An 18,734-nucleotide genomic window follows, 5' to 3' on the forward strand; every position below is an offset into this window, starting at 1 on the left:
ATTCCCCACTCCCCACTCCCCACTCCCTTCTGATTAAATTTCAACTGCATACACATCATCCTCACGGGAATTTACCGCAGATTTCAAGGCATACATTGCGCTGTAATGTCCACCTAAGCGCAGCAATTCTTTATGGGTACCTTGCTCTAAAATCTGTCCGTCTTCGATGTAAAAAATTAAATCGGCTTGTTCAACGGCTCTAAGATTATGAGAAACTATAAAAGTGGTGCATTTCTGAGTCAAGCGATCCATTGCTTCGTTGACGGCGTGTTCGTTTTCGTTGTCTAAGCCAGTGGTAGGCTCATCCAAAATTGTGATCGCAGCTTGACGAATGGCAGCACGAGCAATGGAAATTCTTTGCCGTTGCCCTCCCGAAATTGTCGCCCCTCTTTCGCCCAAAATAGTCTCGTAGCCTTCGGGTAACGCCATGATGAAATCGTGGGCATTTGCCAAACGCGCAGCTTGTTCAATTGCTTGGTCTGAAGCCCCTAAACAGCCGTAGGCAATATTATCTTTGACGCTAGCTGCAAACAAAATAGTATCTTGTAACACCACGCTAAATTGCTGGCGGATAGATTGCACTTTGTACTGGCGCAGGTCGTGACCATCAACTAAAATCCGCCCTTCTAATGGGTCATACAGTCGCAACAACAAACTTACCAGAGTGGACTTACCGCCACCGGACGGCCCCACCAAAGCGACGTGTTGGCCGGGCTGCACCTCAAAACTAATCTTGTGTAAGATTCTCTTGGTCGGTTCGTAGCCAAAGCTGACATTTTCAAAGCGGACACCTCCCAACAAAGGCGGTGCATCCATTGCTCCCCGCGAATCGTGGATATCAGGTACGGTGTCCAGCACATCGAGGATACGCTCACCGGAAGCGGTAGCTTTAGCGATTTGCCCGGTGTATTTGGCAAGTTGCCGCATTGGTTTAAAAGCAATCCTCAGATAGTTGACAAATACGAGCAAATCCCCAGGTGTAATCGCCTGGCTCAATACCAGCTGCACACCCCGCCATAATACTAAGGCAGTGGCAATGCCTACCAGCAGTTCTACCATCCGCTCTAAACCGGCTGCCAGTTTTTGGGCTTTGGCACTTTCTTTTAAACTTTGGCGATTATGGCTGGAAAAAGTATTTTCCAGCATATTTTGTAGGGAGAGGGCTTGAACAACTTTGATTGCCCCGATGGATTCCGCCGCCGTTGCCGCCATTGCCCCTTCGCGTTGACGTTGCGATCGCACTACTTGCCGAATGCGTTTTGTCAAGCGGATGGTGAAGAAAATAAATAAGGGAAACACGGCTAGAGCAATCAGCGCTAGTTCCCAATTCAGCCAGAACATGATAAAAATCATGCCGACTAGGGTGAGAGAATGGGCAATTAAGGGTAACACTGCCATCACCGTCACCTCCCGCAGTCGTTCGATATCGGAGGTAACGCGGGTAATTAAGTCGCCCGTCTTGGCTTTGTGGTGAAATGATAAAGAGAGACTTTGCAGATGACTATAAAGGTCAGAACGAATCTCAGTCAACACATTACTAGCAGCCAGCGCCATGCCCACTACACTAAAGTAAGCAGCAGTAGCGCGAAGTAAAGCGATCGCTACTAACCCCAATGTCAGGGCTGTTAATAGGGCAAACGGGCTTAGTCCTGAAAGTAGAGGAATTCCCAAAGACTGGGATCGAAAACCAGGTACGAGGATGTAGTCAAAAATGAACTTTAGCGGCCAGGGTTCCAGCAGGTGCAAGAAAATCTCAGCCATCAGTGCCACAAAAGAGACAATCAGTAGTGTCTTTTGTTTGTTTAACTGAGGTGAAAATCGGCGCAAAATCCGCACAATTCCAGGTAAAGCAGCCCTTAGACTTTTGGGATCTCTAGCCGCCATTATTACTTATCTCCATTCAGGGATTGAACGAGAGAGGCTAACTTGGGGAAGGGTTTGGTTGTGTTGGCTGTAGCTTGGCTTTGAGTATAACGGCCGCTAATATAGTGATTTAATTTTCTTTCGAGAGCGATCGCTATTTTCTCCAACCACAGGGGATTCTGCCCAAAGGTGAGACGACTTAGCAACGGCTTCAAAAATCCCTGATGGCGACGATGCCCCATCCGCTTATAGCGTTTCTTGAAATACTTATCATTCATTGTCAAATGCCACTTTTGAGCGAAGTGTTCTAAACTGGCAATTTCCCAAGCATCACTCCAGCGCAGCATAAAGAATGCTAGTTCTGGCAATTCAAACTTTAATCCTGGTACATAGGTAACTACCGAAGCAGGTTCACAGTAAAAAGTACCTCCTGCCTCAGCCACTGTCAGACAAAAATCGATGTGTTCCCGCGTACTCAAGAATCCTTCGTCTAACAACCCAATTCGCTCAAAAATCTCAGTGCGAACTAACATACAGTGAAACTCAGCAAACTCGCATTGCTGGCGATGAAGTTTCTCGCGTACCTCAGCAACTTTCCGATTTACAAAGTAATGTTTTTCATGCACCCGTCGCTTGACTTGAGTCTCTTGTGACTCCACAAGTATATGAGCTTCGCCACCCGCCAGATGTACTGTTTCTCCCAAAGGTTTACCAATACAAGTTAGCGGACAGACTACAGTTGCTTTTGTTTCTTTGGCACATTCGAGTAAAGAGTTTAGCCAACCTGGACTGACAATTACATCGTTGTCAATAAAGACTAAATACTCGCTATCAACTTGTTGTAAACCAAGGTTACGGGCTTGGTTAGGTGAAAGGTAGTGTTCTGTGCGGATTAATTGGAATCCTTTTTCATGGGCTTGTTCTTGGAGGTAGCGCTGGATGTGGCGAGGTGAACCGGCATCTACATAAATTAAAGAGAAAGGTAGTTGAGTGTGTTGGTAAATGCTTTCCAGTGATTCGCGGGTATAACTGAATCGCTCACGCTGCGAAACAATTATGGTGATTTGTGGTTTATTCATAGTTTCAAATGCTGTTTTTACAAAATGAATTCTTCTTTTCTCTCTGCGGTTAATTATTTATTTAACCGCAGAGGCGCAGAGAACCACAGAGAGAAAAAGAGAGTTGTGATGTTTTCTACACGAGGGATATTTCCCCTAACAAAACTGCATCAGATGTCCCTAATGCTCGTTGGTAAACATTCATCCAGTTTTGATATTCTACTGATAGGGCAAGCTGTTGAGTTACTTTTGTCTTGGCTCCTGCGCCCAACTTTTGCCGCAGTTCTGGTTGAGTTGCCAAATATCGCAGTGCAGCAGTTAATTCTTCTGTACTGCCGGGGTTTACTAGCAAACCGTCTACGTCATCTTCTATAATTTCAGCGATCGCATCTACACGAGTCCCAATTATTGCTCGACTTGCTAGCATTGCTTCTAGGAGCGTATTGGGACAACCATCATGCAGTGAAGGAATTGCAAAAATATCTAGGTGAGGCAGATAAGCTAAAGCTTCTTGACGGCTGGTAATTCCAGTAATGCGGAGGCGATGACCAATTTCACTTTGCTGAATTTGTTGCTGCCAATATTCTCGTTCTTTCTCAACAAAATCACCTATTAACAAAAGTGTTAAATCTAACTCTTTACCCAATTCGGCGCAAGCATCGAGGAGAAATTCAATTCCTTTCTTGTCTCGGAACCTACCCGATGAGCCGATAATGATACCTGGTAATTCTTTAACTAAAGACGGGGTGGGGAATTGCTCAAAATTGATAGGTGCAATAGAATTCCAGAAAGCTGATGATTTTAACTTCACGCTTGGAGTAATAACACTAGCTCTTTTGAGCAATTCACGGCTGACAAATGTCACCCAAGCAGAATTCTCTAAAATCCATGCTATTTGAGCATGATTCTTAGGATTAAAAATATGTTTGTGCAAATCGCTACCGCGAACGCTATTGATTACCGGAATATCGTTTTCCCTGGCTAAAAGCGTCGTTACATAACCTGTTTCATTCATAAAAAAAGCGTGAAACAAGTGAAAATTATGCTTTTGATGTAAGCATTTGAGTTGAAAGTAAACGTCGCTAAAAAAGTCTTGAATTTCTGTGGTGTGGTTGCGAACGGCTGATTTGATGCGATGCACAAATATACCATCTTGAAGCGTTGTTGTGCAACTTGTTCGTCTGCGAGTTTCATCAGAAACTAGGCGTTGTTTGGAGCGAAAAACTGCAACGTGAACTTCATAGCCGCTATTAATTAGCATCTGGGAAATTCTATGTACTGATTCACCTACGCCGCCAATATCGGGCGGATATTCAAGTGTGGTGATGCAAATTTTTGTTTTATCCATGATTTTATTTTTTTGTGTTTATGAAGGTTTAGATTTAAACGCAAAGGAGCGCAATGGGAAGCGCAGAGGAACGCGGAGTTTGTTTAGGAAATGCTGTATTAAGCAACTTTTTGTTTGACTAGTAGAGTTTTTAAGAGGGTTGTAGTTTTTTCAACTCCGGCGAAATCAAAGCTAATTTTATTGGGTTGTTCTTTGAGGTAGTTGATGATTTGTTCAGCAAAGTAATCGGGTTGCAAGTCATTAGGGTTAATAAGTTTGATGATTCCTAAGTCGCTTAATTTTTCGGCTCTAATGGTTTGTTCACGATCTTGGTTGCCTGTGAAGGGAAGAATCATGGCTCTTACACCTGTGGTTAAAACATTCATTGTGGTGTTATAGCCAGACATATTTATCGAAAGGTCTGCTTTTTGCATGTAAGTTAGCAAGTAAGGAGTATAGCGTCGAATGCGAATATTATTGCTATCTCCTGCCATTGTTTGCAGTTCATGAAGTTTTGACTCTGGCATAAAAGGGCCAGTGAAAATCTGGATATTGTGCGGCAGTTTTTTCTCCAATAAAGGGGCTGTTTTCACTACACATTCAAGCAACTCATGACCAAATCTGCCACCTCCTACGCTGACTAAAATTAGGGGTTTGTCTGAGTTGACAATTTCTCTATCTTCATCAGTCAGTACAGGATTTATCGGTGGTTGTTGGACTACATACCCGGTGTAATACACTTCACATTTAAGGTCGTTGACTCTAGAAAAGGTTTCTTCCAATGGGACAAATTTCGGGTCGCCGTGAACCAGCAGCATATGAAAATATTCGTTGATTAAATTGCAAACTTTCTCTTCATGTTTTACCTGCTTATGTTGTTTTGTAACTACAATATCTCGCAAACTAGAAACGACTTTTGTCGAACTTCCATCTGATTTTGCTATTTCTAGTAAAGGAATTAATTCAAAAGAAAAGCGTCTTCTACCAAAAGGGAATAACTCAATTATTAAAATATCAGGCTGGAACTGGTTAAATATTTCTAGAAGTCGATATGTTCTGATTTCCTTAACTTCGGTGAGGCTAAAGCCACTATCTACTACTTGCAATTCTTCAAATTCTGTGTCGGTTTTAATTGCAGGTAGATTGATGACTTCAACACCAGCAGGAATTTCAAATTCTTTAATAATTTCACCGCCATTAATAAAACAAATTTGGAACTCTTGGGTCAAACCGCGCACAATTTCCATGCTGCGAACTAGATGCCCCATGCCTAAAATATGTTGGCAGTAGAACATAAGACGTTTCATGATAACTTTACCTATTTAAACAATTTTGGCAATCATCGCTAATTCCGGGAACTGATAGCAAAATGGAATCACGACCTTTTTTTTTGCTAGTAAGGTGGAGATATATTGGCTAATTTTGGGCAATCCATTCAGATTAATTGCTGTTCGGGAAATCTGTGGAGTATCGAGTTGTTGTAACAGCGATCGCAGTAATATATCTGGAGTCAGATCGTTTGGATGAATAGCCGCTAAAACCCCCAACTTTGCCAAGTGTTCTGCACGAATGGACTGTTCTTGTGATGGCTTGATTCTGGGTACTACTACTGCTGGCTTACCCACTGAGAGAATCTCGCAAGTTGTGTTGTAGCCTCCCATTGCGACTACGGTATCTGCGGCGGCGATGTAACTCATCAAATCATCGGTAAAATCGCTCATCTGCACCTGGGGATATGCAGCTGCTTTCTGTTCTAATGCTGCTTTATCTTTGGCGGGCATTTCCGGGCCACATATAATTAAACTTCGTAGTTTATAGGAAGCAGGTAGCAATGCCAAACTCGATAAATAGGTGTCAATTAAGGTGTAACCATCTTCGCCACCACCCGGCGTAACTAAAATGAGTTGTTCTTCTGGGCTTAATCGTAACTCACTACGGATGAGATTTGGACTTTTACGCCCTAGTTCTGTGCGGATATAACCACAAAACTGCACCTTCTGGGCAATCATTGGCGGTAGTTGATATTCTTGGCGGATGTCGAAAATTTCTGGAGTCCCAACCACAAGCACGGATTTGTAAAATTTCTCGATTGCTTCGTAGTAACCATACTTTTGCCATTCTGGGATTGTCACATCTGGATGATCCAAAATGTCACGCAGCAAGAGAATTAGGGGAGTTTCCGGCAATTTTGCTTTGAGATATTCGACAGCAGCTTTTAATTCATTACGGATACCATAGGGCTTTTTATCTACTAGAAATATATCGGGTTTAAAATTAGCGATCGCAGATAAAATTAACTCTGAGCGTAATTTCACTGTCTCATCGATTTCTGTCCCCAGATATTTCGCAGACATTTCACCCGATGCTCCTCGATTTAAACAGGGTAGTTTAATGTAATCGAGTCTTTTCGGGAGACGAAAGCTGTGCAGCATCGGCGAACCAGAAACGACCAAAATAGAAAGTTCTGGAATCGAATCAAGTAAGTGAGTGCAGATTGCCAGCATTCTGCGAATATTACCGAGACCGAAGCCATCGTGGGAATATACCATAAGTCTCATGGCTAAATGTCCCTCAGTTATTCAGTGAATTGATGCCGTACTAATTAAGTACCTTCCCAATCTTCCATGAATCTTTTATGAAAGTTAGATGAGAAAATTCTCATGATATTTTTATGAAAACAGAATTCAGGAGTTATACCAATACTGTTCGGCAATAATAAAGTAATAAATTATCCAATTTCTGGACTTCACTACGACTTTTTCTCCCCCTGCGCCCCTTTCCCCTTCTACTCCCTCTGCTTATTTTCCACGATTTGTGCTTGGGTGTAACGCAGTTCCGCTAATGCCAATTCTAAACGTTGATTTTTCTCATCTAACTCCCGCGTCCGTTCGCGCACTTTCTTTTCTAGCACCTGGTTGTATACTTCTAGCTGTTCATTAGCATCCTTTTGGGCTTTGATGAGTTGCTGAACTTCCTGGATAAGACGATTGAGAGAAGTCGCTAATATGCCAACTTCATCATTAGTCGTGACGGGTGCTTGTAAATCGAAATTAGATTCTTCTGTAACCTGTTGGGCAATATGAGTGACTGCTTGAATGGGACGGGCAATGGCGCGACTGGTGTAAATTGCTATTAATGTGGCGATCGCAATTGATAGTAATAGGCTACCAACGATAATATACGAGCGTAATTTTTCCGCCGTTTGTAGTTCCAGTTTTGCTTGCTGATACTCCTCGGCTGTAACTTTCACAAAGTTAGTGATGTCATTGAGAAAGTCATCCATTAAAAAAACCGACGAGCCATGCATAAAATTAAATAATTCAGTTTGTGCTGCCTTAATCTTGCTCGCTGATAAATTATTGGGATTATTCTCTTTAAAAAAAGCTTCTGTTCGCTGTAAATAAGCACTAAAACCTTTATAATTATGCAACAAGGGGTAAACTGCTTTCTGCTCAATTCTAGAATTATAATTGGGTCTGTTAATGGTGTAGTTTGCTGTTAATTCAGACCAAAATTGTCGGGTTTCGGCAACATGGTCAAGTAATTGAGTGTAATTTTTGTTCCACAGTTTTGGTCGATCCATGTAGAGAATCAGTTGATGTTGAGTGGTGCGAACATAAAACACACTTGTTTTTAGTTGAGACGCTTGATATAACTCTTCAAATGCTGCTTCTTCCCGTTTTTGTGCCTTCTGTTTGTAATAATCTGCAATTACAAAACCCATAGTAGTTCCCAGCACGGCGATGCTCACAAGCAGCGCATATCCAATACCAATCTTTTGACCAACCTTCAAATAACTAAACCAATGTCTAGAAATACTTGTGTGTGCAATGAGGTTATTTGATAGTTGCAAGCGGTTATTTGATTGCTTAGAAGTCAGTTTATCGAACTTACTGTGCTGTTTCATACTCAACCACGACTTAGATGGATTTGAATTCGTTCCAGCAAGTCACTGAAGCGAAATGGCTTAGTAATATAGTCATCTGCTCCATTTTTTGAATGCCATCACTCTTTTGAGATAGTTTTTACGATCTGTGATGATGATAATTGTTAGTGTCTCTCCCTGTCTAAAAATTTCTTTTAATATTCCGAGCCAGAAGGAGAGTAATGTATGGAATATATAAGTTTGGGAAATGGGGTAATTCGATTTGTGTACACCACCATAGACCGAGAAAGTTCTCAGGTTCGCAAGCGATAACCTATCCCTCTAACGGTTTCAATAAGGTTGCTGCCTAGTTTCTTGCGGAGATAACCGACATATACATCGACAATATTAGAACCTGGATTATAGTCGTAGCCCCAAACGTAATCTAGCAGTTGTTCTCGACTTATAACTTGTCCGGGATGACGGCAAAACATTTCTGCCATTGTAAATTCACGAGCAGGTAATTCTACAAAGTGATCGCCTACTTTTACCTGTCGAGTTCGTAAATCAAGCACCACATTACCCGCTTTGAGGAGAATTTCTTGGGCATCTCTCGCAGGTCTAGCACTTCGCAAACGCAACTTTACCCGCGCTAGAAGTTCTTCAAATCGGAAGGGTTTGGTGACATAATCATCTGCGCCCCCTTCTAATCCAGCTACTTTATCGTGAATATCACTCCGAGCCGAGAGGATAATTACAGGTAAATCTTCTCCCTGTCCCCGCAGTTCTTCAAGTACCTGAAAGCCATCTTTTCCAGGTAATCCCAAATCCAAAATTAGTAAGTCAAAACTTCCACTATGTGCTATATCTAGCACATACAACCCATCGGTAACAGTTGTTGTTGTAAAACCTTGCGATCGCAATCCTTTCTCAATAAATGAGGCAATGCGAGGTTCATCTTCAGCGATCAGAATATTGGCCATAAGCACTTATTTCTTAGGGAGATCGAGGGGTAAAACGATAGTAAACATCGAACCTTTTCCTAGTTGACTTCGGAGTAACACTTGTCCACCGTGGGCTTCTGCGATCGCTCGGACAATTGACAGTCCCAATCCCGCACCCTCAGAGCGACGACGACTGTTAGAAGTTCGAGCAAAACGTTCAAAAATCCGTTTTTGATCAACAACGGGAATGCCTTCGCCTGTATCGCGTACCCAGAAACGCACCTTTCCTTTAGCGATCGCACAACCTATGGAGATAGTATCACTCTTTACAGTATGCTGAGTCGCATTCTGCGCCAGATTAATCACAGCCTCAGTAATTCTTTGGCGGTCAACTATAATCTGACCCCTTGCGATCGCATCTATTTCCCAATCCCGCTCTGCTAGTGCTTGAGTTTTTACAAATAACTCTTGGGTTAAGTCTGCTACATTCACCGTCGCCAACTGCAAAAAATCTAAGCGTTCTGCCTTCGCCAACAAAATCATGTCATCCACCAAACGGCTCATCCTGTCTAGTTCTCCCATGACCAGCGCCAAGGTTTCCTGTTGCTCTTGGGGGTCATCTCCCATCAGTTCCAGATGTCCGCGAACGATGGTAATGGGAGTTCGCAATTCATGCCCAGCATCGTTAACAAATTCCTGCTGTGTGGCAAAAGCTGCCTCTAGTCTGTCCATCATTTCGTTGAATGTCTTTGCCAATTCTGCCAGTTCTCCCTTACCTCGCGCAGGTAAGCGTTGGGTTAAATCTGACTCACTAATTACATGAGCAGTAGCAGTAATTGTCCTTAGGGGAGCTAGTACCCGTCCCGCCGCTAACCATGCCAGGATGAAGGACACCACAAACACTAAACTGGAAACCTCAATAATTACGGAAACTGCTTCTAGAGCTTCTGCCCGCTCACCAGCTGCACTATGGGCAACAACGAAGACACCCTGCGTTTGTCCATTAATTTTAATCGGTTCCACCATGTAGAGGATCTTACTAAGATCGAGGTCGGAAAATTCTTTTTCTCCCTGTTCTGGTTGAGTTTGTTTTGCCCACCGTTCCATGAGTGGTGACTCTTTGGCAAGTGGTTTAGGACGCGCTCTGGGGCTAGATTTATAAAATTCACCGTCCACAAATGTGATGAAATAAGAGTCATCCTCTGGTAGTCGATATAACAGATAAGCTCTGAAAAGTCTGATCAAATCTTCTTTGGAAGCGGGAGGAGCGATTTGTTTTTTGCCGGACAGCAACCATTTTAGCTGCTTTGGACCAATCATTATGTCTTCTGGATCGTCCTCAGTCAGCGCATCATCTAGGGCAAAGGTTTCACCTTTAATTAACGCACTAAAAGCCGCTATATCTTCTACCATATCCTTACGAACCCGCTCATCAATGCGCTGGTAGAGTTTATAGCGAAATGCGGGAATGGCGATGATAAATGTGATCGCCAAAATCAGCAAGTACCAGAGCAAAATCCGGGTGCGTGCTTCTCCAAATACTTGTTGCCGACCTGAAAACAGCTTCGGTATTTTAATCCGGTATTGATTGAGCCGAGATACCATCTATCTGTCTTAACCTCCTAGAACTGAATCTGTAACTCTGTAAGTTTGTTACTCCGAAACTTCCAGATTGGGGTGTGATACCAATTCACGGAAAGTATGATATGCCGAAAAGAATAAGTAAAAAACGAACAGGGTAGCCAGGGTGTATGAAATTAAAGATAAAAGAATCAGAAGAAGAATTGTATAAAATGCTGAGTGAGCAAAAAACAGCATCAGGAAAATAAAGAGTGCAAGCGTTATTTTTATTAAAAAGTAAACAGGTAAAAAGTATAGCAGAATTGTTCAAAATATTGGCAAGGAAAACTCAGTTGACGGCAACCGCAGGCGTGTCGATTAACAAGTTTCTTGCAAAAATGGCATCAGGCCAGAATAAACCCAATGGGCTAACGGTGATTTTACCGGAGGATGCGATCGCTTTTGTAGAACAGCTAGCGATTGAAAAGTTTCACGGCATTGGAGAGGTGACGGCGGCGAAGATGCATTCGCTCGGCATTCATACTGGCGCAGATTTGAAGGGGCGATCGCTGACTGAGTTAACACACCACTTTGGTAAAACTGGTCATTATTACTACAAGATTGCCAAAGCAGAAGATGATCGACCAGTTGAAGCAAATCGGGTTCGTAAGTCCATTGGTGCAGAAACCTCGTTTGCACAAGACTTAAGCGATATCAGCCAGGTGTTGCAAGAACTTGAACAGATAGCCCTTTCTTGTGAGCAACGCTTAGAGCAACACGAAACGCGAGGCCGCACATTAACTCTGAAAGTCAAGTTTTCTGATTATCAGCAGTTAACGCGCAGTAAGACAATGCTTGCTCCCATCAGTGGAGTATCTACGATTTTTGAGATAGCCAAAGCGCTGTTTGAGTCGATTGATCTGGAGAATCGGAGCATCAGGTTGTTGGGCATTTCGTTGTCCAATCTGGATAACACCAAGCAAACCCAAGCTATTCAATTGCCATTATTTCAGAATGGGGACATCATATTTTAGCGCAGGTGTAGTCTGTTCAGACGCGGACAGCTCGGTTATTGTCAGAGAGCGAATCAACTCCCGAATCACATCAGTTGCAGGTCTACCTGTACTTGCACAATATTTTTCAAGCTTTTCACTTTCAGCTGATGCAAGATTTATAGACTTTCATTCAAGCACTATATTTAACTCTATAACTTAACGAAAGCTTAATGCCTCTAGAAAATTTTCTAGGAGCATTAAGGTTTAATAATTTCGGTTCTTCAGTATCTGTTATGCCAAATTATTAGTTAGATATCATAACTAGGCTCGACAATAAAGCTCAAAAGCCCGAATCAGTGCTAAACCCCATAAAAAACTAGTAAATAATGTTTATTTTTGTTGCCTAGTAAGCGTTTCATGACTTTTTTGAAGGTAATTTAGCATGATAGATATATTAATTTTTATTCAGTCAGAGCTTAATTTACTCACATAAATTATCAACTCTCAACTCTCGCCACACATCAGACGGTTGCCACCCGGAGTTACCCACAGAGCGTAGGGGGCAATAGTGTTCAGAAATGTATTCGGATTCGGAAACGTAGTCTTCAATGTACACAGGTGGATTGGGTTCAATTACTGTTTCAGGAATATTTTGGCTCTCAGGCATCTGAATGGGTTCAGTCGGTGGTGGGGTTACTTCTGTTTTCTTGCGAACTAGGTTAGGGTTTTTTTTGATGAGTCGTTTCATATCTATAGGAATCATTCGGCTCTCCACAAACAAGGGATATCCCAGGATACAGGAACTTATCAGCGAATCAGAGGCATTTTGCCAGAAAGTTGTTTGGGTGCGGATTGCTTTTTAGAGACAAGAGCAGAGTACGATGCCGAATAGCCTGCTGTAGTGTGACTTGAAGAAGATTTTGGACAAGTTTTCAGAAGAAGCCGGAATTAGCAATTAAATTAATAGACCTAACATTAAGCCGTGGTTATCAACCAGGAATAGTCATTGTTGATGGTGGATATGGCAACAACACATCTTTCTTATTAAAGTTAGAAAATCGTCAACTAAAGTATTTAGGAGGATTAGCTAAAAATCGCAAAGTCATTGTTAATGAGATAGATAATATTCAACAAAGAATTAGATTAGATGAGTTAGCACAAGCTTTATCTCAAGAGGCTTTTACTGAAATTAAACTTAATTTAGATAAACCGAAAACCTTATGGGTAGCAACTAAAGAAGTGGAGATATCGGGTCTAAGTGGAAAGCGCAATATTGCCATCGTCATGAACGCTGCGAGTTTCTCTGAAGCCACTGATATTGACTATTTCATCACGCCAGATGCTCTACTTGGGGAGACCCCAAGACCGCACTGGCTCACCAATGTTTCCTCATCAATTGTCACACCGCAATGGATAGTTGATACTTATGGAGCCAGAAATTGGGTAGAAGTTTTCTATCGGGAAGCCAAGGGGTGGTTAGGATTGAAAGAATATCAAGTCCGAGATAAAAGAAGTTTACTTCGACATTTTATCTTGATTTTTTGTGCCTATACTTTTATTCTTTGGCATCAGATGACAGGAGGCTTGAGACGTAGGTGGGCAAGCAAACCTTTGAACACCTTTACTGAAGCCTTAGAAGCCTTTAGAACGGCTATGTCTTATCGATTTTTCGATTGGTTGACCCTCAACCGTGATGTATTTGCTGCTTACAAAGCCAGTTTGGGCTTTATTTGGGCTTAATTTTTGTTTAAGTCCCGTTAATCTATTGGTCGTAAATGTTTTGGGCAAAAGAATATTTTCTAACAAGGTGAGATTAAACGCACAGTACGTTATAGATTCTTGCTGCAATCACCAACTTTGGGTATCTTGCAAAAGCATTCTAGGCGGTTTCCTTTAAAGCATCGCAATCACCTAAAAGTGAGATATAAATGGAATAATATTATAGGAAAGTTACATCTAGTTCTCTAAAGTGCCATTAATTTCTCAAAGAGGATATTAATCTGTTAACAATGACATTAATTAGTGAAAATTGACAATAATCTGTTAACAGTGACAAATAATTAGTTAATGTACAAAAATACTTAAAAAGTGGGTGACCTGAGATTCGAACTCAGAACCAATAGATTAAGAGTCTACTGCTCTGCCATTGAGCTAGTCACCCGCACAATTAATAAATATAGCAAACTTCTGACAGATTTGCCAGTACAGCAGCCCAAAAAACGAATTAAAGGGGAAATTTGATGGTAAAGGTGGTTTGACCTGCTGCACTATTTACACAAATTGAACAGCCTAAATGTCTGACCATTTTCTGCACTAATGCCAGTTCCAATCCAGTGCCGCTATGTTTCCAAGGATCATGTTTGGAAAGGTGATAAAAAGGCTCAAAAATTCGTGACAGTTCATTGCTGGTAAGCTCTATTCCAGAATTGGTAATATTAAGCTCTATTGCATTCTCTGTAAGACCAGCACAAACTATGATGGATTTGCCTGCTGGGGTATATTTGGCGGCATGATTAAGCAGTTCGGTGATAATCCGCTCTAAATCTGTGATATCTGTCTCCAAAGGCGGGAGTGCATGAGCAACAATCAAGTTTAAATGTTGCCGTTGGCAGCTAGTGATATCTCGAAAAGATTCAACAATGGGATAAAGCCAACTTTGTAAGTCAATAGCAATCAAAGTCGGGGGATTGGGTTCGGCTTCCAGAGATGTGAGTGTGAGGAGATCGTTAATTAACTTGCTTTCTCGCCCGCACTCGTTATACAAAATCTGTAAGAGTTGCGGAACTATTTCTATATCTGATATTTCTGACGGTGTGAGAACACTTTCGAGAGTTTGGGCTGCGAGGCTGATGCTAGTTATTGGTGTCCGCAGTTCTTGGGATAGGGTTCTGAGAAATTCATTTTTGAGCCGATCGCGTTTTTCTAGTTCTTTCACCTGTGCCCTATTTTGTTCATAACGCTGGGCTTGACGAATGGCGATCGCACATTTATTTGCTACCTGCTGCACTAGCTCAATTTCAAATTCATCAAAAGCCTCTTGTGTTGGTCTTGTCAACCAAATATTTCCCAAAATCCCTTGAGTATCGAAAATTGGACAAGCCATCTGGGACATAACCAACAAATTTGGTCGCCATCCAGGCACAATTTCCAAAAATTGCAAAGTTTGTTTTTGCAATAGTGGCTGATAAACTTCAAGACGGTCTGCAATCTGTCTGGTCAGTCCCTGACACTGAGGTAGGTTAGTGGTATACTCGTAAGTAATAGTAACTAGAGTTTGGCAAGGGCTATAGAGTTCAATTTGGCAACGATCAAGGTTCAGTAACTGTGCTAATTCCTGGGTGACTGTCTGCAACACCTGAGTTTCATCCAGACTGTCGCGGATTTGTTCTATTATGCGTCGCACCAAGGCTTCAAACTTTCGCACCTGCTGCAACTGATTTATGTGCTTCTGTTTTTGCAACTCCAACTTGGCTTTGAGATCCTTGATCTGCTGACGAAGTTCTGCTTGTTGGATAGCAATGCCGATTTGAGTTGCCAACTGCTTGAACAAGTCAGTTTCTGTTTGCTGCCATTGACGCGGTTGGTGGCAATGCTGGGCAATTAACAGCCCCCACATATCTTGCTCTTGGAAAATCGGCACGACTACATTGGCTCTTATCTGCAAAGAAGCAAGAAAATCTATATGGCAAGGATGCAACCCGGCTGCATAAATGTCTTCGACAACTTGAATGCAACCTCGTCCGTAGTGTTCTGGATGTTTGCCACTGAAGCAGGGATCGGTGATATTTTTTCCCAATAGTGGATCGCTGACAGCCAAAGTTGATTCGGCAATGATTACTCCACTACCATCAGCCTCGAAGCGATAAATCAGCACGCGATCGCAATTTAAAAATTGCCGCAGTTCAATTGTTGTCTGATGCAGAATTGTCTCTAATTCTACAAATTGGTGAATCCGTGCGGCGATCGCTTCTAGTAGTTGCTCCCGTTCCGCTTGGAGTCCAACTGCTTGTTCTGCTTGCTTAACAGGAGTGATATTGCTACTAGTACCAATCAATCGATAAATCCTGGAGTTTGTATCCCGTAGTGGGGTAAGAGTCGTACTCCACCAAGTAGGAATTCCCTGGAATTGCAAACATTGTTCGTAAGAAATAGTTTTGCCAAATAGCACGCAGTCAGCATAATGCTGACGCACCGTAGCAGCATCAATGGGGGAGAGAATATCCTCTGGTTTTTTGCCCCGGAGATCATCTGAGCAAATGCCTATCCACCGCTCATGAGTGGGATTTAGTGCCACATACTGAAAATCTCCATCATCCAGAACATCCACTATAAATATTGATGCTTGCACAGAATCGTACATGCTCAGTAGAAACTGCTCGCTACTACTTTTCTTGTCTACTTCTGTACCGAAGAGAATCTGAGGAGGTGATAGTTTTGTCAATTCTGTAATTAATTCAGTTGGATTCACATTCATGCGAGAGTCTAAGTATTGTCAGCCCTTCTCATCGAAACTTGGATCTTTCTCTACTTGTGATCAGAAATCTAGGAAAGCTAATAGGAGTCAGCTTAATAAATCCTGCTGTTTCAAGGCGTAAATACATTTACAGGTTAAGGCAAACTTACTAAAGTTGATTTTTAACAGTTTCTTAAGATTATTGCATATACTTAAGTATGATCATCAAGTTACATAAATTAATTTTATAATTATTCATTTATTGGGCAAGGATGGGGAGGGGAAGGATGCTCAATTCCATACTCAGTCCAAGATTTTATCCACAAATCTTTCAATTTTATCTGCAAATCTCTGCATTTTTTCACTCATAACTTCAACAGTTCAGTGATCACCCCAGGCATCGCAATTTGTGAGCATTCATTCCAGTGAGGATACCAACCAGTAGCCAAGTGATGGCTAATCCCATGACTTCGCCTAAGAATAACTGCGTTAAGCGGCGCAAAATCATCCCCACAGCAGAACCCACGGGGACAGCAACAGCCCAACTTGCCGAAGAGACAAATATCCATCGCCACGCCACAGGGTGGGGAATTGCCAACCATTGTGCCAATCCAATCCCTAAGCCGCCAAGTGCCCCATAAATCGCCCCAGATAGGATTCTCAGAGGTAGAATCTGAGTACTAGGTATAATCCAACCCACAGCACCAATACCGATAGCGGTGATAATACTCCAACCCAAAAGACTTGACAAAATCCACCTGATACAAAATATAGGTTCTTTGAGAAGACAACCTTGAGGAAGTGCGATTAGAAATCCGCCGATAGCTGCTTCTACCACTCCAACATCCGGCTTTTCGCCAACTTCAATGAAGAGCAAACTCAATAAGAAACCACAAAATGTAGCAAAAGTCCACAGCAATGTAAAGCCAAATTTAGTATTTCTAGGCACGAATGGTATCAAAGTTTATTTGGTTGTAATAGTCTGACAGTTTTAGCATTAAACATATCAAAAAAAGCTTTGCGTCGCTGTTGGGGTGATTCAGGTACAATGTAACCCCACAGACTTTCCCAGTAGAAAAAGGAGATACCGTCAAAATTGCGATCGCGCACTGCTTGAACCTGTTCTTTAATTTGGGCGATTTTCACAGAATTACGCACCGTTCCCGTTGAGATACCAATGCCTACAGGAATTAGACTTTGAGCCAATTTCACAGATGGTTGTTCTAGTTGAGCGATAAAAGAGTTTTTGTCATTTCGATATACTTGTAAAATTAACTCATCAACTAAACCTTTTTTTACCCAACTTTCCCAGTCTTGCAAATAGTATTTGTAGGCAAAAGCTTGATAGTTAGGAGACAAAGATATTCTGGCTTTGGGTTTAACCGCCTTCACAGCTTGATAGATTTCTGCCATGAAATCAGTAATTTTATCTGCTCGCCAACGCATCCATTCTGAGTTAAAAGGATTAATAGGGGGACTTTTACCTTGATGTTCTTGCTGGTAAAGTTGGATAGTGAAGCGATCGTAGCCAAACTGTACAGGCATCCCAAAATGGTCATCAAGCTGAATACCATCGACATCGTAATCCCTGACTACTTCCAAAATTAGCGCTTGGATAAACTCTTGCACTTGCGGATGTAAGGGATTCAACCAAGCTTGCTTATTCACTAAACCATTGTCAATTTCTTCCGGTGGGACTTCTTTGATAGAGTTTATACCTTCTTGCCCAATTGTCAACCAGTCAGGATAACGCTTTGCTAATTGTGAATAATGCGGCGTCATAAACCCGTATTCAAACCAGGGAATAACTCTCAAATCTTTATTTTTCGCAAGTGTGACTATCTTTGCTAAAACATCCCGTCCACCGTGCATAAAGTTGAGCAAAGGTTGAGTATCTGAGCCTGTAGTCATTTTAGCTACAGCACTCTTATAAAAAGTATGTCCTCGATTCCAAACTACAGGATAAATTGTATTAAAGTTGAGAGCCGATAATTGATTTAAAGCCCGGTTAATACCCCAAGGGACAAAGAGTACACCACTAGCAACATTAGTCAGCCAAACGCCGCGAATTTCCGTAGTTAAAGGACTTGTTTTTTGGGAATAAACTGGGAGTGAAGAGAGGGAAAAAACTGTTAAAGTGACTACTAATCCCAAACACAGTAAGTAAGAAAAATAACGGCGAGCAACCCGATTCATTTGTAAGCTTAACCTAGTGCGATCGGAATATATATAACTACAAAATAAACTTGTAATCCTCCGGATTATGTAAATAAATGATGATTTTATGTCAAGATGCAAATTAATAAATGTGCCTTAGCTGACAATTCGCACTATTTTTAATTCAATGAAATACAAGAGCCTATAATGTGCGTAGTTTTCCCACCTTAAGCGCACCCCTCAAACTCTCGTTCCTAGCCTCCGGCTGGGAATGCAGTCATAAGGCCCCGCCTTTTATACTAACTTGAGGCAGAGCCTCTTATAAGTGCATTCCCTGGCAGAGCCAGGGAACGAGAGGAACACCCTTAAACTCTCGTTCCTAGCCTCCGGCTGGGAATGCAGTCATAAGGCTCCGCCTTTTATACTAACTTGAGGCAGAGCCTCTTATAAGTGTATTCCCTGGCAGAACCAGGGAACGAGAGGAACACCCTTAAACTCTCGTTCCTAGCCTC

The 18,734-nt window shown here is 42.0% G+C and carries 14 protein-coding genes, 1 tRNA gene and 1 pseudogene; 2 read left to right on the forward strand and 14 right to left on the reverse strand.

Annotated features, from left to right (window positions below; translation table 11 throughout):
- Positions 1–33 precede the first annotated feature (33 nt).
- The 8 genes from F8S12_RS22060 to F8S12_RS22095 form a co-directional block, all read right to left on the reverse strand.
- Complete coding sequence (locus F8S12_RS22060; protein WP_196518403.1) at positions 34–1,884, reverse strand: ABC transporter ATP-binding protein; 1,851 nt, start codon at positions 1,882–1,884, stop codon at positions 34–36.
- Positions 1,885–1,886: 2 nt separating this feature from the next.
- Entirely contained in the window at positions 1,887–2,942 is a 1,056-nt protein-coding gene (locus F8S12_RS22065; RefSeq protein WP_196518404.1) for a glycosyltransferase family 2 protein, read from the reverse strand.
- Positions 2,943–3,057: 115 nt separating this feature from the next.
- Positions 3,058–4,269 carry a glycosyltransferase gene (locus F8S12_RS22070; RefSeq protein WP_196518405.1) on the reverse strand — a complete coding sequence of 404 codons (1,212 nt, stop codon included), beginning with the start codon at positions 4,267–4,269 and terminating at the stop codon, positions 3,058–3,060.
- A 98-nt stretch (positions 4,270–4,367) separates the two neighbouring features.
- Entirely contained in the window at positions 4,368–5,555 is a 1,188-nt protein-coding gene (locus F8S12_RS22075) for a glycosyltransferase family protein (protein ID WP_196518406.1), read from the reverse strand.
- 15 nt (positions 5,556–5,570) lie between these two features.
- Positions 5,571–6,806, reverse strand: a complete 1,236-nt coding sequence (locus F8S12_RS22080; protein ID WP_196518407.1) for a glycosyltransferase family protein — start codon at positions 6,804–6,806, stop codon at positions 5,571–5,573.
- A gap of 227 nt (positions 6,807–7,033) precedes the next feature.
- Positions 7,034–8,155: a HAMP domain-containing protein gene (locus F8S12_RS22085; RefSeq protein WP_196518408.1), complete on the reverse strand. Its 1,122-nt coding sequence runs from the start codon at positions 8,153–8,155 to the stop codon at positions 7,034–7,036.
- Between the two features lie 272 nt (positions 8,156–8,427).
- A complete protein-coding gene (locus F8S12_RS22090) occupies positions 8,428–9,096 on the reverse strand; it encodes a response regulator transcription factor (RefSeq protein WP_196518409.1) in 669 nt (222 codons plus the stop codon).
- A gap of 6 nt (positions 9,097–9,102) precedes the next feature.
- A complete protein-coding gene (locus F8S12_RS22095) occupies positions 9,103–10,662 on the reverse strand; it encodes a sensor histidine kinase (protein WP_196518410.1) in 1,560 nt (519 codons plus the stop codon).
- 227 nt (positions 10,663–10,889) lie between these two features.
- On the opposite strand from F8S12_RS22095, the gene F8S12_RS22100 reads away from it, so the two are divergent.
- A complete protein-coding gene (locus tag F8S12_RS22100; RefSeq protein WP_331001426.1) occupies positions 10,890–11,651 on the forward strand; it encodes a DinB/UmuC family translesion DNA polymerase in 762 nt (253 codons plus the stop codon).
- Here the strand turns inward: F8S12_RS22100 and F8S12_RS42040 are convergent.
- Complete coding sequence (locus F8S12_RS42040; RefSeq protein ID WP_331001427.1) at positions 11,622–11,792, reverse strand: CopG family transcriptional regulator; 171 nt, start codon at positions 11,790–11,792, stop codon at positions 11,622–11,624. The two genes, F8S12_RS22100 and F8S12_RS42040, sit on opposite strands and share 30 nt — an antisense overlap.
- Before the next feature lie 301 nt (positions 11,793–12,093).
- The gene (locus F8S12_RS22105) at positions 12,094–12,375 is read right to left on the reverse strand and encodes a hypothetical protein (RefSeq protein ID WP_196518411.1); all 282 of its coding nucleotides are present in this window, start codon (positions 12,373–12,375) and stop codon (positions 12,094–12,096) included.
- A 161-nt stretch (positions 12,376–12,536) separates the two neighbouring features.
- Here F8S12_RS22105 and F8S12_RS22110 point away from each other — a divergent pair.
- Positions 12,537–13,352: pseudogene (locus F8S12_RS22110) on the forward strand (transposase); the annotation flags it as partial.
- A 349-nt stretch (positions 13,353–13,701) separates the two neighbouring features.
- Here F8S12_RS22110 and F8S12_RS22115 read toward each other — a convergent pair.
- From F8S12_RS22115 to F8S12_RS22130, 4 genes are all read right to left on the reverse strand, one after another.
- A tRNA-Lys gene (locus F8S12_RS22115) sits at positions 13,702–13,773 on the reverse strand.
- A 63-nt stretch (positions 13,774–13,836) separates the two neighbouring features.
- Positions 13,837–16,086, reverse strand: coding sequence for a GAF domain-containing protein (locus tag F8S12_RS22120; protein WP_196518412.1), 2,250 nt, complete (start codon positions 16,084–16,086; stop codon positions 13,837–13,839).
- A gap of 367 nt (positions 16,087–16,453) precedes the next feature.
- Positions 16,454–17,023 (reverse strand): hypothetical protein, encoded by a 570-nt coding sequence (locus F8S12_RS22125; RefSeq protein ID WP_196518415.1) that lies wholly within the window; start codon positions 17,021–17,023, stop codon positions 16,454–16,456.
- A complete protein-coding gene (locus F8S12_RS22130; RefSeq protein WP_196518413.1) occupies positions 17,023–18,261 on the reverse strand; it encodes a glycoside hydrolase family 10 protein in 1,239 nt (412 codons plus the stop codon). The genes F8S12_RS22125 and F8S12_RS22130 overlap by 1 nt, the downstream gene beginning before the upstream one ends.
- Positions 18,262–18,734: the final 473 nt, after the last annotated feature.

Source organism: Nostoc sp. WHI, assembly GCF_015714725.1.
GTDB lineage: Bacteria > Cyanobacteriota > Cyanobacteriia > Cyanobacteriales > Nostocaceae > Nostoc.

Coding starts and splice junctions, on each gene's coding strand:
- F8S12_RS22065 (WP_196518404.1), bottom strand. CDS start 2,942: ATGAATAAACCACAAATCACCATAATTGTTTCGCAGCGTGAGCGATTC.
- F8S12_RS22060 (WP_196518403.1), bottom strand. CDS start 1,884: ATGGCGGCTAGAGATCCCAAAAGTCTAAGGGCTGCTTTACCTGGAATT.
- F8S12_RS22080 (WP_196518407.1), bottom strand. CDS start 6,806: ATGAGACTTATGGTATATTCCCACGATGGCTTCGGTCTCGGTAATATT.
- F8S12_RS22130 (WP_196518413.1), bottom strand. CDS start 18,261: ATGAATCGGGTTGCTCGCCGTTATTTTTCTTACTTACTGTGTTTGGGA.
- F8S12_RS22120 (WP_196518412.1), bottom strand. CDS start 16,086: ATGAATGTGAATCCAACTGAATTAATTACAGAATTGACAAAACTATCA.
- F8S12_RS22090 (WP_196518409.1), bottom strand. CDS start 9,096: ATGGCCAATATTCTGATCGCTGAAGATGAACCTCGCATTGCCTCATTT.
- F8S12_RS22085 (WP_196518408.1), bottom strand. CDS start 8,155: ATGAAACAGCACAGTAAGTTCGATAAACTGACTTCTAAGCAATCAAAT.
- F8S12_RS22070 (WP_196518405.1), bottom strand. CDS start 4,269: ATGGATAAAACAAAAATTTGCATCACCACACTTGAATATCCGCCCGAT.
- F8S12_RS22095 (WP_196518410.1), bottom strand. CDS start 10,662: ATGGTATCTCGGCTCAATCAATACCGGATTAAAATACCGAAGCTGTTT.
- F8S12_RS22075 (WP_196518406.1), bottom strand. CDS start 5,555: ATGAAACGTCTTATGTTCTACTGCCAACATATTTTAGGCATGGGGCAT.
- F8S12_RS22105 (WP_196518411.1), bottom strand. CDS start 12,375: ATGATTCCTATAGATATGAAACGACTCATCAAAAAAAACCCTAACCTA.